This is a genomic window from Stutzerimonas zhaodongensis (assembly GCF_003696365.1).
GTDB lineage: Bacteria > Pseudomonadota > Gammaproteobacteria > Pseudomonadales > Pseudomonadaceae > Stutzerimonas > Stutzerimonas zhaodongensis.
Window position 1 is genome coordinate 76892 of the sequence record NZ_RFFM01000003.1, and the last position, 16007, is coordinate 92898.

Here is a 16007-nt window from a genome sequence, read left to right on the forward strand (position 1 = left end):
TTCAGACTTCTTTCTTGGTGCGTGGACTGCGAGTTTTCTTGACGCCTGCCGGCGTACCCTCCGCGGCTTCGGTGTCAGCCTTTGCCTTGGGTCGCGCGGCAGTTTTGGCTGCAGGAGCCGCTTTCGCGGGCTTCTCGTCCTTGGCCTCTTTCGCATCCTTGCCTGCTTTCGCCGTTTTTGCAGGCTTGGCAGCAGGTGTCGCATCAGTAGGCTTGGTCGCCGTCTTGCGCGCGCGTGTGGCGGGTTTGGCTGCAGACTTGCTGTTTTCCGCCTCAACCAACTTGCGCGCCATTTCCCAATGGCGCTCGGACTCTCCGTGCGGCTTTCCTTCCGAAATCCAGATGTCGTATGCAAAGTCGCGGATGCGCTGCTCGTCTTTAGTCATCGTTCTGATTCTCCTGTTGAACTGATTGAAACCTGTAAAAGCGCCACGGGCAGTTGTTGCAGAACCTCGGCCGCACGCAAACCCGCTTGTTTGGGTGTGACTGTCATTCCGTCAAAAAGTCGCTCCAATGCATGACCGCTCAGCGCATCGGGCAATAGCACCTGGGTATTCCCCCAGCGCTCGGGGGCGATCTGCGGTATCTCGGCATCGCCTACCAGGCCGCTGGCAAGCCGTGCGGCGATCACGATCAGCCATGTGCCGTTCAGCTCACGAGCGAACGCGATCAGACTGTCGGCGTGTTCGCCTTCGATCTTCAAGGGCAGGTATTGCCCATCGGTGAATAGCCGTGGCTCGTTGCGGCGTGCTCGTAGGGTGCGAGCGATCAACCATTGCTTGATTCGACCGTCCTTCCAATTCGCCAGCAGCTCAGCAGGTCTGGCGTCGAGGTTGAAACTCGAACGGCGGGCATCGAAGTCTACGGGCCGACGGTTGTCAGGATCGACCAGGCTGAAGTCCCAGTAGTCAGTGCCCTGATACAGGTCGGGCACACCCGGTGTAGTCATGCGCAGCAGGGTTTGGGTGAGGCTGTTCAACGCGCCGGATGGGGCAAGCGTTGCGGCTGCTTCGGCTATGTCAGTGCGCAGGGTTCTGCTCTCGTCACCCAAGAGCAGGGCGCGCAGATAGTCTTGGCAGGCACCCTCGTACTCGCTGTTGGGGTCGGTCCAGTTGCTGCGCAATTTGGCTTCGCGAACAGCCTTTTCCTGCCACTTGATCAGACGCTCGCAGAACGTCTCCATCCCCTCACGATCATCGACAGCCAGGTCCAGTGGCCAGCAGCTGACCAATATCTGGAACAGCAACATTTCGTCGCCTGCCGACGGCGCAGGGCCATCCGCCAGCTCCTTGCGCTGACCATAGGCCAACTGACGCCAATGGCGAACCTTGGCAGCGAACCATTCGGCCCTTTCGCTGATAACCGTCATCCGCGCACGAGTGTCCTCGCCACGCTTGTGGTCATGGGTGGCGGTGGTGAGCAAATTGCGCGGGAAGTACTCGGCGCGCTCCATGCATTCAGCATGGAAGGTCTCAACCGGGGCGCTGAAAGTTTGAGGATCGAAGCCCACATCGTTGCGCGACAGCAATGCGCCGGAGCGGTAGCAGGCAGTGTCTTCCACGGCCTTGGCCGCGGCCGGCGAGGTGAGTTGCTGAAACCGCGTGCAGGCGTAGCGGCGAATACGGCGCGCAGGTCCAGGCGGCAGGGAGCGCAGGCTTTCACCACCGAGCCAGCGATCGAGCAGATCCAGCAGGGGCCAATCCGCTTCGCCCAAGGTGGTTTTCGCACCGGCCAGTGCGCGCTGGAAGAACGGCTCATCCGTTTCGCGACGACCTCTCGCACCTATGTAGGTACGGTAGACGGGGAAGTGCACGATCAATTCGAGCAGGGCCCTGCGAATGGCGCCAAGGGTGATGTCGCGAGTCATCACGTCATAACGTGCAACCTGCAGCAGCGATTGGGCGACAGTTTCGAAATCGCCTGCCAATGGGCCGGTCAATACCAGCTGGCGGGCCTGACGCACTTCTTCCATGAAGTCGGCGGGGCGTTCGGCCGTTTCGCTCCAAAGCGCGCACAGGGTTGCCTTGCCGGCGGGGTCGTGCTGCAGCAGCGACACCTGATTCATGAATTCATAGCCAGTGGTGCCGTCAACGCCCCAGTCATCTGGCAGGTGCTCGCCTTCAGCGAGGATCTTCTCGACGTAGATAGGCACGTGATCTTGGGCGGCCTCAGGCGGGCGGGCGGCATTGAGCCGATCGACACGGCGTCTCAGGCGGCGGCAATACCCTCGCGGGTTGGCCAGGCCGTCGACGTGGTCTATACGAAGCCCGTCTACTAAACCTTCACTGATCAGCTCGAAAATCTTCTCGTGGGTCTCCTCAAAGACCACCGGACGCTCGACCCGAAGGCCACCCAGCTCATTGATGTCGAAGAAGCGCCGCCAGTTGATGTCGTCACCGGCAGTGCGCCAGCTGGCGAGGCGGTAGTGCTGACGTTCCAGCAGGCCATGCAGACGCCTGAAACCCTCTTCTGTCGTCGAGTCGTAATGCGTGAGGGCCTGCTCGAGCGCCTGGCGGGTCTCGCTGCTTTCAAGCGCTTTCGCCAGATCAGCGCGCAAGCGGCGTGCCGCCTGATAGGGCGCAGGTTCGGTCTTCAACGCGTCGAAATGACCGGCGAGGGCACGCAACTCGGGATTCTCCGTCAGGCGCAGAATCTCGCCGTAACTCGGCGGAGTGATAGGGAAGCGGTGTTCGTAATGCTCGGCGTACAACGTGCCGGTTTCGGCATCCAGCTTCACGGGGATCTTGCCGTCCTGCAGGGCCTCGCCGTAATCGCTGCCCAGGAAGGGAACCAGCAGTTGGCCTTCCAGTAGAGGGTCAGGCGAATTCCATTGGATATCGAAGAACTGCGCATAGGGGCTGCGGCGGCCCCATTCCAGCACGTCCAGCCACCAGGCATTGCCCGAGCCGCCAACCGCCATGTGGTTGGAGACGATATCGAGGATCAGCCCCATGCCCTTTGCACGCAGCGCATCGACCAGACGGCGCAGCGCCGGCTCGCCGCCCAGTTCCGGATTGATTCGGGTCGGGTCGATCACGTCATAGCCGTGCATCGAGCCAGGCCGCGCTGTGAGCAGGGGCGACGCGTAGATATGACTGATGCCGAGCTCGGCGAAGTAGTCGACCAATGCGGTGGCGTGGTCAAGGGTAAAATCACGATGAAACTGCAAGCGCAGCGTCGCGTTAAGGTCTCTCATCGAATGTTGTTTCCAGTGGTCTGCTTGCGAGCGTCGGCCAGAATTTTCAAGCGGCGCGTGCAGCGGGGGTCGTCAAGCAGCGTGGCACTGTCGCCGGGATACCGACGACGCCAATTGGGGTGAATATCTGTAGTGCCCGGCATATTGGGTTGTTCCAGCAGGCAGAGAGCGTCCTCGACGGGAAACAGCACCAGCGGCGCAGGGGTGCGGGCAATGAACGCGCCGCAGGCATCGGCCAAGACCTGCGGGTCATTCAGGTCACCCTGAATATCCGGCGCATATTCGCGTAGCAGGCGCACTAGGCCCGCACGTTCGCGTTCCCGCTCTTCGACCTGTGCCGGTTTTTCGTGTTCCTGATGCTGGCCGACGCGAATGCGCCAATCGATATCGTGACCCTGCCACCAGCCGTTGATGGTCGGCAGGTCATGGGTCGTGGACGTCGCCAGTGCGCTGCTTGGCCATTGCTCAGGCGTTTTGAACGTGCCGTGGTTGTCACGCTCGAAAAACAGCACACGCATGCCCAGCAGGTTCCGGTCGGCAAGCTTCTCGCGCAGCCCATCGGGTACGGTGCCCAGATCTTCACCGAGAATCACGGCGTTACGTCGCCAGGCTTCGAGCGACAGCAGACGCAGCAGGTCATCGAAGGGGTAGTTGAGATATGCGCCTTCATTCGGCCCAGCACCGGCCGGGATCACCCAAAGGCGCATCAGGCCCATGACGTGGTCGATGCGCATGCCACCAGCATGAGCCAGGTTGGCGCGCACCATCTCGATAAAAGCCCGGTATCCGTTGGCCTTGAGACCCCAGGGGGAAAACGCCGAGATGCCCCAGCTCTGGCCCTGACGATTGATGATGTCCGGTGGCGCGCCAACGCTCAGTGACGCCAGGACTTCGTGCTGCCGGCTCCACGCCTGGCTGCCGCCGCCGTCGGCACCCACCGCCAGATCGCTGATCAAGCCGATCTTCATGCCGGCGCTGCGTGCTGCCGTCTGGGCGCGCTCCAGACCACGCGCGATCAGCCACTGGCAAAATGCGTAATAGCTGATTTCTTCGGCGTGCTCCTTCGCAAATTCCTCCACGGCGGTGCTTTGCGGTGTGCGGTACTGCTCCGGCCAGTCGCGCCAGTGTTGTGGATAACCTTCGGGGCCAAGCAGGGCGGCATGCAGGGCTTCGAAGCGGCAATGATTCTCCAGCGCCTCGCCACCTGCTTCACGGAAGCTGTCGAAGTCGGCGCGTTGAGCGTTCCCGCCTGTGGCGAAGTCGTCATAAAGCGCGCGAAGCAGGCACTGCCGCGTGCGTGAGACGGCATCCCAGTCGACCAGCTCCAGTGACTCCAACCTTTTCAGTTCGTCCGCCAACTCGCAGGACTCGATGGCCCGACGCACCGGCGTGTCGCCAAGAATGGCTTGCGGCGCGCTATGCAGAATGTTGAAGAACAGCCGGCTGGACGGCGAATAGGGGCTGTACTGGCCACTGTTGCCAGTGAACATGGCGTGGATCGGGCTGATGCCAAGCGCATCGGCGCCATGCGCAGCCGCGTTGCGTGCCAGCGTTTCAAGGGCGAGCGTGTCGCCCAGACCACCATCACCTGGGCGACGCAAGCTGTAGAGCTGAGCGGTCAGGCCCCAGGCGTCTGAACCGGCAACGCTTTCGACACTTGGGCAAGCATGCGGAGCGACTGCAAGCGTCAGGGTTTTTCCATCGATTTCGAGACGGTGATAGCCCGGCTTCTCGATTGGATCAAGCCGCGCCTGTCCATCGAGCGTGCCTTCGTGACGGCTGCCGTCTTCCAGTTCGAGGACATAGCCTACTGAAGGTTTGAAATAGGTGCTCAGATCCAGGGCCGAACTCTGGTCCAGAGTCAGCAGAGGCGGGAGGCTCGAATCTCCGTTAGTGGCATTCAGCTTTTCCAGGCTGCTCCTGATATCGCTGTCGTTCTCAGCGGCGAGGCCCAGCCCTTTCAATACAGAACGCAGGACTTCAGGTGTAACCCGTTGGTCACGGCCGTCGGCGTCAACCCAGTCGATGGACAGGCCTGCCGCCTTGGCCAGGCGGTTGAGTTGTTCATCGCTCATTGTGCAGCCTCCAGGTACATCTTGGCGGAGCGGGCCGGTAGCGTGCTGGCTTCGGAATCAGTGGTGCGGCTGGCATGCAGCAAACGCGCATTGGTCGATGCGGGGGTGAGCTGCACGTCGACCTCGCTGAGGTTCAACTCCAGGCGAAGCTCGCTTCCATCCCCCAGGCGCCAGCGGGCAAGGGCGGCTGCTTCACCCAGAGCTTGCGCACCGAGAAACTTGGAGCCTTCAAGGCGCGGCACGATTTCGCTGTGGCGGATGTTGAGCAGTTGGCGATAGAGCTCCAGCCACTCGCGGTGCTCTGGGTTATCCATCTTGCTGAAGTCAGGCTTGGACGACTCGAACGTTTCGACGGCGTTCGGATCAGGGATGCGCTCGCGCGTCTGCTCATCGGCAAACTCGGAAAACTCCGCGAACTCACCGCGACGACCTTCACGCACCGCGTCAGCGAGCTCACCGTGATGGCTGGTGAAGAACAGGAAGGGCTCACGTGCACCCCATTCCTCACCCATGAACAGCAGCGGAATCATCGGTGAAAGCAGCAGTACGGTGGTTGCAGCCTTCAGCGCGTCAGGGTCGGCAAGGCCGATCAAGCGGTCGCCGAACGCGCGATTTCCGGTTTGGTCGTGGTTTTGCAGAAACAGCACGAACGAAGTTGGGCTGAGGTGGCCGCTCGGCTCGCCGCGGGACTCGCCGCGACGGTTTTCATGACCCTGATAGACGAAGCCTTCGCCGAGGAAGCGGATCAGCTTGTCCGTGGCGTCGCGATGGTAGTCGGCGTAGTAACCCTGGCTTTCATCAGTCAGCAAGGTGTGCAGAACGTTATGACCATCGTCGTTCCACTGGGCGGTGAAGTCTTTGCCGAGCAGGCTTGCGCGGTTGTCTTCATTTTCCAGAACCAGATGCACATGGCGACCAGGCTCGACTTCGGCACGAACGCGCTCAGCCAACTCAGGCAGGAAGGTACGGTCCGGAATCGCGTGGACAGCGTCCATGCGCAACCCGTCGAAACGGTACTCCATCAGCCACATCAGGGCGTTATCGATGAAAAAATCGCGCACCTCGCGGCGCCGGAAGTCAATGCCGTCACCCCAGGGGGTCTGCTGGTCGTGGCGGAAGAAATGCTTGGCGTAACGATGCAGGTAATTGCCGTCCGGCCCGAAGTGGTTGTAGACCACGTCGATGAACACCATCAGCCCGAGACCATGCGCGGTGTCGATCAGATGCTTGAGTTGCTCGGGCGTGCCGTAGGAGGCCTCGGGCGCATACAGCAGAACCCCGTCATAGCCCCAGTTGCGGTCGCCCGGAAATTCGGCAAGCGGCATCAGCTCGATGGCAGTCACCCCAAGGTCCGCCAGGGCCTGCAAGCGCCGTTCGATTTCGGCGTAGCCACCGTAGGTGCCTACATGCAATTCGTAGAGCACGGTTTCATGCCAGGGGCGGCCCTGCCAACGAGGGTTGCGCCATTGGTAGGCATCAGGGTCGACGAGAATGCTGGGGTCGTGAATATCGGCAGACTGCGCCCGCGAGGCGGGGTCAGGCACCTGTAATTCGTCATCGATTAGAAAAGCGTATTGAGTACCTGCGCTGGCCACAGCTTCAACGCTGTACCAGCCGTCTTCGTTTGCCTGCATGGGCAGCGTATCGCCGCCGACTATTACCAGGCTGACGCTTTGCGCGTCTGGAGCCCAGAGCCTGAACCGAGCACGCGAATCATCGAGTAGCACCGGTCCGTGTTGCCCGTTGCGGGCAGGCCTGTTTTGCATTGATTGACCTCGTTAGGAAACAGCAATGGCATGACGCCGACCGCCCAGCAATTGCTGGTACAACCGGTCATAGGGTTCGATCGCGTGGCTCCAGAAAAATCCCCCGCTCATGGCGCGGCAACGCATCGCATTGAGCAGCTTGGGGTTCTGATGAACGTACAGTGCGCGTTCCACGGCGCCGCGATAGCTTTCGACGGTCGCATCGTTGAACAGGAATCCGGTGACGCCGTCATCGATGCTGTCGGCCAAGCCCCCTGTGCGGTGAGCGATCGGCAGGGATGCAAAACGCTGCGCGTACATCTGGCTCAGCCCACAGGGCTCGTAGCGTGAAGGCATGAGCAGGAAGTCGCTGCCGGCGAAAAGACGGCGCGCATCGGTCTCGTTGAAACCGATATGCGCACCGACGCGGCCTGGGAAACGTTCCGCCAGGCGCCTGACTTCGTCTTCGATGTGAGGCTCACCTCGGCCAAGAATGGCCAGCTGCCCGCCACGCTCGACGATTGTTTCGGCGATGGCGATGGTCAGGTCGATGCCTTTCTGGTGCACCAGGCGCGATACCACTGAAAATAGCGGGCCGCTGCCTTGCTCCAGGCCGAACAGCTCGCGGACATGCGCGGCGTTTGCCTGCTTCCCGGACCAGTCATTCGGGCTGAACGGGCTGACCAGATACGAGCAACTTTCGGGCTCCCAGCTCTCGTCGATACCGTTCAGCAATCCGGTGAGCAGACCCTGGCGCGCTTTCAAGCTGAGGAAGCCTTCCATCCCGCAACCGAACTCGGACGTGGTGATTTCCTTGGCGTACGTGGCGCTAACGGTCGTCACGTGCTGAGCGTAGGCAATGCCTGCTTTCAGCAGCGACAGGGCACCGTAGAACTCCATGCGCTCGGGTCCACAGGCTTCCAGCGGAATACCAAGCGAGCGCCGCAGGCTCATATCGATGTTGCCCTGGTAAGCCAGGTTATGGATGGTAAACACGCATGGCGTGGCGAGCCCGCGCCAATGCATGTAGGCAGGCGTGAGGCCAGTCGGCCAGTCATGCGCATGTACGAGGTCGGGCACCCAGCGGATACCCGCAGTACCAGCGGCAATATCGGCAGCCGCCATGCACAGGCGAGCGAAACGCACGGGGTTATCCGGCCAGTCGCGACCTTGATCGTCGCCATAGGGCAGGCCATCACGGTCGTAGAGTTCGGGGCAGATCAATACATAGATGATCAAGCCGTCAGGCATGTCGAGACGCCCGATGCGGCAGGAGGGCAAGTCACCATGGGACAGTACGCTGCCAACGATACGAATCGACTCGGCATGTTTCATGACTTGGGCGTACCCGGGAATCAGAACGCGCACGTCATGCAGATCACCCAGCGCGCGGGGGAGAGCAGCCGACACATCAGCCAACCCGCCGGTCTTGACCAGATCGGTAAGTTCCGAGGTTACGAAAAGAATCTTCTTCTTGTCGTCCTGAGTGCTGCGCAACTGCAGCACAGGACGCTCACTGGTGCTACCCAGACGTTGCGTTGTGTTAAGGCGGACCGGCCGAGCGTTGATTGCGGCGATACTCATAAGCTTTTCCCCATGTGACCGGCGTTTTCGCGTCAAGCCAGTCACAAGCACGTTGTTTCCACACAGCACCTTCAAGGGCTGCGAACCATGAGCACGGCAAGAGTGTTTGTTCTTCTTGAAAGCCGCTTGTTCTGCGGCCCAGGACTGCAATGGCCCTGTCTTGAAAAAGACCGAGGCGCTATGAATTAGTTCTCAATTTGCGACGGACGCGCATCGGCGGAACTTTGCGATTCGGGGTCGGTTCCGAAACTTTGTCCAACCCGTATGAATTCCAGCTGTCAGTCGGAGCGAAGACCATGCAAGACCTCACTGAAATCGTGCGCTTCTTAAGCGACAAAGAGATGAAGTTGACTACTGCCGAATCCTGCACCTGTGGCTTGATGGCTTCGCTCCTGGGCGACATTCCGGGGTGTGGTCAGGTGCTGGACAGCGGTTTCGTCGTCTACTCGCCCAACGCGAAGAACCGGCTGCTGCATGTCAGTTTCGAGACCATCGAGACCTATGGCCTGACCAGTGAGGAAGTCGCCACGGAGATGGCCATCGGTGCGCTGAACGCCAGCTTCGCCAACATTGCCATTTCCAACACAGGCGTTGCCGACAACAGCGAAGAGGACGACGGCGGGACCCAGTGCTACGCCTATGCGCTCATGCAAGGCGAGCGCCAGGTGAGCATCAGCGAGACCGTGAAGTTCGACGGAGATCGTGTGGCCATTCGCAAGCAGGCTGCCCATTACGGGCTAGAGCAGTTGCCGAGCAGATACGAACAGTTGCTGGCCAAGTTGCACGAGCATGATTGACCGGCATCGCGTCCCGCACATCGCCCCAGGACGTCGCAGCTGAACATCAGATGCTCAGTAATGCAGCGCGACCGGCTTGGTAGCGCTGCATTTAAACCGGCGGTTGGCGTTCCGGCTCGATGTGGTCGGGCACGCTGTGATCGACACGGGGCTTGTGGCCGACACTCAGGTCGGCGCGCAGTTGCGGAAGTGATTGTGGGTACTGACGTTGAATGAAACCGATCAGCGATTCTCGCAAGTGGCAGCGCAGGTCCCAGTTACGTGACGAGTCTGGCGAGCTGACCAGGACACGAAGCTGAATGGATTTCTCGCTGGTGTCGGTAACTTGCAGAACGATGACGCGCCCGTCCCACAACTCGGGAACCTCGCCACATAGACGGCGAAGCTCTTCACGTACCGGCTCAAGCGGTAATGAGTAATCCACCCAAAGAAAGATGGAGCCGATGATGCTCGAATTGCGGCGCGTCCAGTTCTGGAAGGGTTTCTCGATGAAGTACTGCAACGGCACGACCAAACGCCGATCATCCCAGATCCGCACGACGACGTAGGTCCCGGTTATTTCCTCGATGCGGCCCCACTCGTTTTCAACGATGACCACGTCGTCCAGCCGAATCGGTTGGGTGATCGCTATCTGTATGCCTGCTATGAGGTTTCCTAGCACGGGGCGGGCGGCAAAACCGACCGCGAGACCTGCAAGACCGGCCGAGGCGAGCAGGCTCGCACCAAACTGCCGGGCTGCGGGAAAGGTCATCAGCATTCCGGCTGCACCGATAAGCAGCACGAAGAATCCCATGGTCCGCAACAACACCCGGGACTGGGTCTGAATCTGCCGCGCTCGCAGGTTGTCGGTGACATCCACCGGGTTTTTCAAGCGAACGGCTTGCTCGAGCCCGCGTAACAGGCGCATCGCCAGCCAGGTAAAACAGCCAATGATCAGCAGCGTGGTGATCCGCCGAGAGATGCCTATCAGCGCGAGATCACTGCTCGCCGTCGCCAGTACAGCCTGCAAGCCGAGCAGGGGAAGCAAGACTCTGATGGGCTTTTCAAGTTGCTCGGAAACGGCCTTGGTGAAAAGAAAGCCGCGCCCCAATCGCAGCATCACGGCGGTCAGCACACGGCTGAACACGCTCAGCAGCACCACGACAACCGTGGCCGCCAGCAGGACGCGCAGCGCCGGTTCGGTTATGTACTGTTCCCAATGAAAGGGGGTCTCGAGGATGTCGATAAGGCTGCTCCATTCCAAGGTTGCATGAATGACTGACCAGAGCTGTGCAAAGTTCATCTCAGCTATCGGAGCCAGATGCACTCAGTCGGATGTTTGGAACTCCCCAGCGCAGACCCTTTCACACTTATCAAGGTGGATTGAAAACGAATCGTTATCCGACCAAATGGGAGAGATGCCATGCAAAGCGCACAAACCGGTAATGACGTCCGCATTGAACGCCTGATCGAGTGGCTGCGAGACGCTCATGCGATGGAAGCCCAGGCAGAGACCATGCTGAACAAGCAGGCCAGCCGCATCGAACACTACCCGCAGCTCAAGGCGCGGATCGAACAGCACATCACCGAAACTCAGAACCAGTCCAAGTTGATCGAAGGTTGCCTTCAGCGTTATGACAAGTCCTATTCAGGCTTCAAGGATCTGGGCGGCAAGATGATGGCTATGGGGCAGGCCATGGGCGGGATGATGGTCAACGATGAAATCGTCAAAGGCGCGCAGATGGGTTACGTCTTCGAAAACCTTGAAATCGCCTCGTACGAAATTCTGATCGCTGCAGCCGAAGCGGTGGGTGATAGCCAGACGGCAGACGTCTGCAAAAGCATCCTGAAAGAAGAGGAGGCGATGGCTGAATGGATGCGCAGCCACTTGGCCGAACTGACACAAGCCTACCTGACACGTTCCGAAGCGCCTAACACTGAAGCCAAGCGCTAGTTCCTGAGTGGAAGACAGCCGGACGTATCGTCTAGCGTTCGGCAATTTTCGACGGCAGCTCCGCAGTCATCAAACCACTGCGGGTTGCGTAGAGTTCGAAACGCAGTTCCTGGGCGAGCCGAACCAGGTTGGCGGCGTCGCGGCATTGTTCGTCGGTGATGCCGAATACGGTCAATTCTTCGCCGTCCGATTGCGCCTCGTAGAGACGAACAGTGACACGACTGTCGTCCTGCACATGACAATCACAACGGAAGGGGTGGAGATAGTTGTGAAGGATGTTTTCTATCGTCAGCAGAGGTAGACGCGAAGCCATGATCCTTCCTCCCATCGTGAGTCCAGATTCCGCGAGTAGGCTCGCAGACGAATGCAGCAGCTTTACGGCCGCAGCATCTTCAAACGCTAGCAGCGCACGCCCTGTTGTAAACATCCATTTCGCGCCGCTCGGCGGAAGTTTGTCCAGAGCGAAAGAGACGCCGTTTCGCTTGCTTGAGCTAAGCCCTTGTGGCGAAACACATTTGGCCCACATCGGGCTGACAACCTTCTTCAATGAGGTGGCAGCATGAAGTCGATTACGACACTGATATTCGCAAGCCTTGTGGCAACGTCCGCATTCGCGCAATGGCCCGCAGGCACTCCTGAATCGGAAAAAGGCGCGCGACCTAGCCCAATGGGCAATCCGGCTCCGCAGGAGACCCTGGACACCCATAAGGACAGCCAGGGCCGCACGGTCACAGAGGACGGCGACCTGGTGGCCACGCCGCCCGAGACCGAAGGCGAATCAGATCCAGAGGTAGAGGATCGCTCGGTTCAGCCAGGCCGGCACTCCAGCCACGGTGGGCCGACCGACACGGCGTCCGATCCAGGTTCGATTGAGTAAAAGCCAGCCGACGTAATCAGGGAGCTGCGCCATGGCGCTCGATGAATACAATCGAAAGCGGGACTTCGCGGCTACACCTGAGCCCGGCGGTAAGCCCAAGGTGGGCCGCAAGCGCGGCGCCAGCCATGCGTTGCAGTACTGCATTCAAAAGCACGATGCGACGAGGCTGCATTACGACTTCCGGTTGGAGCTGGACGGCACCCTGAAAAGCTGGGCGGTACCAAAAGGGCCGTCACTGGACCCGAAGTCACGGCGCCTTGCTGTACATGTCGAAGATCACCCGCTCGAATACGCGACATTCGAGGGCACCATTCCCGCCGGACATTACGGTGCAGGCGAAGTGATCGTGTGGGATCGGGGCATATGGCAACCAGAAGGCGACCCGCAGGAAGGCTATCGCAAGGGCAAACTCAAATTCAGCCTTGAGGGCGAAAAGCTTAGCGGCACCTGGAACCTCGTTCGCACCAAGATGGATGGCGGCAAGGAGCAATGGTTTCTGATCAAGTCCAACGACACGTCCGCTCGTCCTGAGCAGGAATACGACGTGGTCAAGGAGCAGCCGGACAGCGTGCTAAGTGATCGCACCCTGATTCCAAGAAAGCGCGGCAAGGCAAAGCTGGAAGTCGACGCCAAACCGGTGAAGACGCCCCAGGCTCGAACACGCAAGAAAACCACGAAGACGACTCTATCAGGAGCCAAGGCCGCGCCACTGCCTGACAGCCTCAAGCCGCAGCTGGCGACGCTGATGGAGTCTGTTCCCGATGGTGATTGGCGGTACGAGGTCAAGTTCGACGGCTATCGAGTCATGGCTCGCATCGACTCTGGCAAGGTTCAGCTGTTCACTCGCAACGGACACGACTGGACGGCAAAGATGCCGCAGCAAGCTGAAGCGCTTGCTTCATTGGGTTTGGATTCGGCCTGGCTGGACGGCGAGGTGGTTGTACCGAACGAGGAGGGCACTCCCGACTTTCAAGCGCTGCAGAATGCCTTCGAAGTGGGGCGCAGCGGCTCTATCGTGTATTACCTGTTCGACATGCCTTACCTGAACGGAATGGACCTGCGCGACGTACCGTTGGAAGAGCGTCGTGCGGCGTTGGGCCAGCTGCTTGACCAGAACGACAGTGACCTGCTTCGTTTCTCCGCTGACTTTACCGAGCATCCGGAAAGCGTGCTGGAAAGTGCCTGTCAGATGAATCTTGAAGGTTTGATCGGCAAGCGCGCCGGTAGCACCTACGTGTCACGGCGCAGTAACAGCTGGGTCAAGATCAAGTGCAAGAATCGCCAGGAATTCATCATCGTCGGCTACACCGACCCCAAGGGCGCGCGAAGCGGTTTCGGCGCGTTGCTGCTGGGTCTGCACGACGATCAAGGCAACCTCATGTACGCCGGTAAGGTCGGCACCGGGTTCAATCAGGCGACGTTGACAAGCCTGCACACCAAGCTCAAAGGGTTGGAGGTGCCTAAAAGCCCGCTGGCAAAAGCGCCTCCCGCTGCGGATGTACGCGGCGCCCACTGGCTGAAGCCGGAGCTGATGTGTGAAGTGGCATACGCGGAAATGACCCGTCAGGGGGTTGTCCGTCATTCGGTATTTCACGGGCTTCGCTCGGACAAACCGGCGAAGGCAATCACCCACGAAAAGCCGGCAGCGGCCCCCAGCAAAGCGGGCGCCGGTAAAAAATCTGAACGCGGCGCGAGCAAGCCTGCCGGCCAGATCAAGATCTCCAACCCAGACCGCGTGATCGATAAGTCAATCGGCGCCACCAAGATGGAACTCGCCCGGTTTTATGCAGAGGTCGCGCCCTGGGCATTGCCCTATATAAAGCAGCGTCCCTTGGCGCTGGTGCGCGCACCGGAAGGGATTGAGGGTGAGCTTTTTTTCCAGAAGCACATCGAAAAACTCAGCATCCCGCACGTCACTCAGCTGGATACCGCGTTGTACCCCAAACACGCTGCGCTGATGACCATCGACACGGTAGAAGCGCTGGTCAGTGCCGCGCAGATGGGCACCATCGAATTGCATACCTGGAATGCCGTTGCACCGGTACTGGATCATCCAGATCGCTTCGTTCTGGACCTCGACCCCGACCCCGCGCTGCCCTGGAAGCGCATGATAGAAGCGACCCAGCTGACTCAGACGCTGCTGGACGAAATCGGCCTCAAGTCTTTTCTCAAAACCAGCGGTGGCAAGGGGCTGCACATCATGGTGCCGCTTGAGCCGGTGCACAGCTGGAGCGAAGTCAAAGCGTTCAGCCAGGCCATCGCGCAGTACATGGCCAAGCTTTTACCGCAGCATTTTTCCGCAGTGAGCGGGCCGAAGAATCGGGTGGGTCGGATCTTCATCGATTACCTGCGCAACAGCCAGGGTGCCAGTACCGTAGCAGCGTACTCAGTTCGCGCCAGGGAGGGACTGGGCGTGTCGGTACCGATTCATCGGGATGAGCTTGCTGACCTCAAAGGCGCGAACCTGTGGACCATCCGCAACCTGATCCCGCGGCTGGAAGAGCAGGGCGCTGATGACCCCTGGGCAGGGATCAACGAGACGGAGCAGACCATCACAGATGAGATGCGCGAGCAGCTAGGGATGAAGTGACGGATCAGTGTTGCAGCTGATCCGCCGCAGCGTCTTAGTCGTCCGCACCGTCTCTCAACCCCATCACTTCACTAAGGCGTCTTTCGGCAGCGACAGAAACAAATTGCAAGTGAAGGAGGCAAACTCACGCCTCCTGCGCTCCTCTGGCTTGCTCAAGGGTTGCCGTTGCCACCGGATGCGCCGTAAACCTGCCCGGTAACGTAGCTGGCTTCGGTGGAAGCGAGATATACATATATATGTGCAATCTCCGCCGGCTGGCCGGGCCGGCCCAACGGCGCGTCGCTGCCAAAGCTCTTGAGGTTTTCCATGGTCTGACCACCACTGACCTGCAGCGGCGTCCAGAACGGGCCCGGGGCCACGGCATTTACTCGAATACCTTTCTCGATCAACTGCTTCGCCAGGCCCTTGCTGAAATTGACGATCCCGGCTTTGGTCATGGAGTAGTCGAGCAGGTTCACGGGAGGGTCGTAGCTGACGACCGATGAGGTGTTGATGATCGACGATCCCGGCGGCATGAGCGGGACGGCGGCCTTTGTAATCCAGAACATGGCATAGAGATTGGTTTTTACGGTCCAGTCGAACTCTTCGCTGCTGATGTCCAGAATCGATTGATGACTCTGCTGCCGTGCGGCGTTATTGACCAGAATGTCGAGACCGCCCAGCGCCTCTGAGGCTTTTTCGACCAGGTTTCGGCAGAACCCTTCGTCACGAATGTCGCCAGGTAACGTGACGGCCTTGCGGCCTGCTTGGTGTATCAATTCGACGACCGCCTGCGCATCTGGCTCTTCATCAGGCAGGTAGTTGATCGCAACATCCGCGCCTTCACGGGCAAACGCAATCGCTGCAGCCCGGCCAATGCCGGAGTCGCCGCCGGTAATCAGAGCTTTGCGGCCGGCGAGGCGGTTGCTTCCCTGGTAGCTTTCTTCGCCGTGGTCGGGTTTGGGGTCCATATCGCGGGCAAGCCCCGGCCAGGGCTGTTTCTGCTCTTTGAAGGGTGGTTGCGCATAGCGCTTGGTAGGGTCGCTTAACGGCGCGGGCGTATTGGCCGGCTGTGCGGTGCCCGAGGATGACTGAGCAAAGGCGGGCATCGCCACGCCTGCCGCCAGTGTCGCCGCCGCGCCCTGGATCAGTCGGCGGCGGGAAGGAAGGTGATCGTCTGATTGCATCGGAATCTCCAGTCAAAGGATGGCAGTCCTATCGCCGGATTGATG

The 16007-nt window shown here is 60.0% G+C and carries 12 protein-coding genes; 4 read left to right on the plus strand and 8 right to left on the minus strand.

Annotated elements, in window-relative coordinates; translation table 11 throughout:
* Position 1 precedes the first annotated feature (1 nt).
* Genes EA797_RS14565 through glgA form a run of 5 tightly spaced genes read right to left on the minus strand, consistent with a single transcriptional unit; the run spans position 2 to position 8599 of the window.
* Complete coding sequence (locus tag EA797_RS14565) at positions 2 to 385, minus strand: DUF2934 domain-containing protein (protein ID WP_122166458.1); 384 nt, start codon at positions 383 to 385, stop codon at positions 2 to 4.
* On the minus strand, positions 382 to 3195 hold the full coding sequence (locus EA797_RS14570; RefSeq protein ID WP_122166460.1) for a malto-oligosyltrehalose synthase: 2814 nt from the start codon (positions 3193 to 3195) through the stop codon (positions 382 to 384). The genes EA797_RS14565 and EA797_RS14570 overlap by 4 nt, the downstream gene beginning before the upstream one ends.
* Positions 3192 to 5270: a 4-alpha-glucanotransferase gene (gene malQ / locus EA797_RS14575; RefSeq protein WP_122166462.1), complete on the minus strand. Its 2079-nt coding sequence runs from the start codon at positions 5268 to 5270 to the stop codon at positions 3192 to 3194. The genes EA797_RS14570 and malQ overlap by 4 nt, the downstream gene beginning before the upstream one ends.
* A complete protein-coding gene (gene treZ, locus EA797_RS14580; protein WP_122166464.1) occupies positions 5267 to 7036 on the minus strand; it encodes a malto-oligosyltrehalose trehalohydrolase in 1770 nt (589 codons plus the stop codon). Before treZ ends, malQ begins: the two co-directional genes overlap by 4 nt.
* Before the next feature lie 12 nt (positions 7037 to 7048).
* A complete protein-coding gene (gene glgA / locus EA797_RS14585; protein WP_122166466.1) occupies positions 7049 to 8599 on the minus strand; it encodes a glycogen synthase GlgA in 1551 nt (516 codons plus the stop codon).
* 296 nt (positions 8600 to 8895) lie between these two features.
* On the opposite strand from glgA, the gene EA797_RS14590 reads away from it, so the two are divergent.
* On the plus strand, positions 8896 to 9396 hold the full coding sequence (locus EA797_RS14590; protein WP_122166468.1) for a CinA family protein: 501 nt from the start codon (positions 8896 to 8898) through the stop codon (positions 9394 to 9396).
* A gap of 91 nt (positions 9397 to 9487) precedes the next feature.
* Here EA797_RS14590 and EA797_RS14595 read toward each other — a convergent pair whose 3' ends face one another.
* A complete protein-coding gene (locus EA797_RS14595) occupies positions 9488 to 10678 on the minus strand; it encodes a mechanosensitive ion channel family protein (protein ID WP_122166470.1) in 1191 nt (396 codons plus the stop codon).
* A 120-nt stretch (positions 10679 to 10798) separates the two neighbouring features.
* On the opposite strand from EA797_RS14595, the gene EA797_RS14600 reads away from it, so the two are divergent.
* Entirely contained in the window at positions 10799 to 11329 is a 531-nt protein-coding gene (locus EA797_RS14600; RefSeq protein ID WP_122166472.1) for a ferritin-like domain-containing protein, read from the plus strand.
* 31 nt (positions 11330 to 11360) lie between these two features.
* Here EA797_RS14600 and EA797_RS14605 read toward each other — a convergent pair whose 3' ends face one another.
* Positions 11361 to 11642, minus strand: coding sequence for a DUF1652 domain-containing protein (locus EA797_RS14605; protein WP_122166474.1), 282 nt, complete (start codon positions 11640 to 11642; stop codon positions 11361 to 11363).
* Between the two features lie 246 nt (positions 11643 to 11888).
* On the opposite strand from EA797_RS14605, the gene EA797_RS14610 reads away from it, so the two are divergent.
* The gene (locus EA797_RS14610; protein WP_122166476.1) at positions 11889 to 12206 is read left to right on the plus strand and encodes a hypothetical protein; all 318 of its coding nucleotides are present in this window, start codon (positions 11889 to 11891) and stop codon (positions 12204 to 12206) included.
* A 31-nt stretch (positions 12207 to 12237) separates the two neighbouring features.
* Complete coding sequence (gene ligD, locus EA797_RS14615; RefSeq protein WP_122166478.1) at positions 12238 to 14796, plus strand: DNA ligase D; 2559 nt, start codon at positions 12238 to 12240, stop codon at positions 14794 to 14796.
* Positions 14797 to 14948: 152 nt separating this feature from the next.
* Here the strand turns inward: ligD and EA797_RS14620 are convergent, their stop codons facing one another.
* The gene (locus EA797_RS14620; protein ID WP_122166480.1) at positions 14949 to 15962 is read right to left on the minus strand and encodes an SDR family oxidoreductase; all 1014 of its coding nucleotides are present in this window, start codon (positions 15960 to 15962) and stop codon (positions 14949 to 14951) included.
* Between the last annotated feature and the right edge of the window lie 45 nt (positions 15963 to 16007).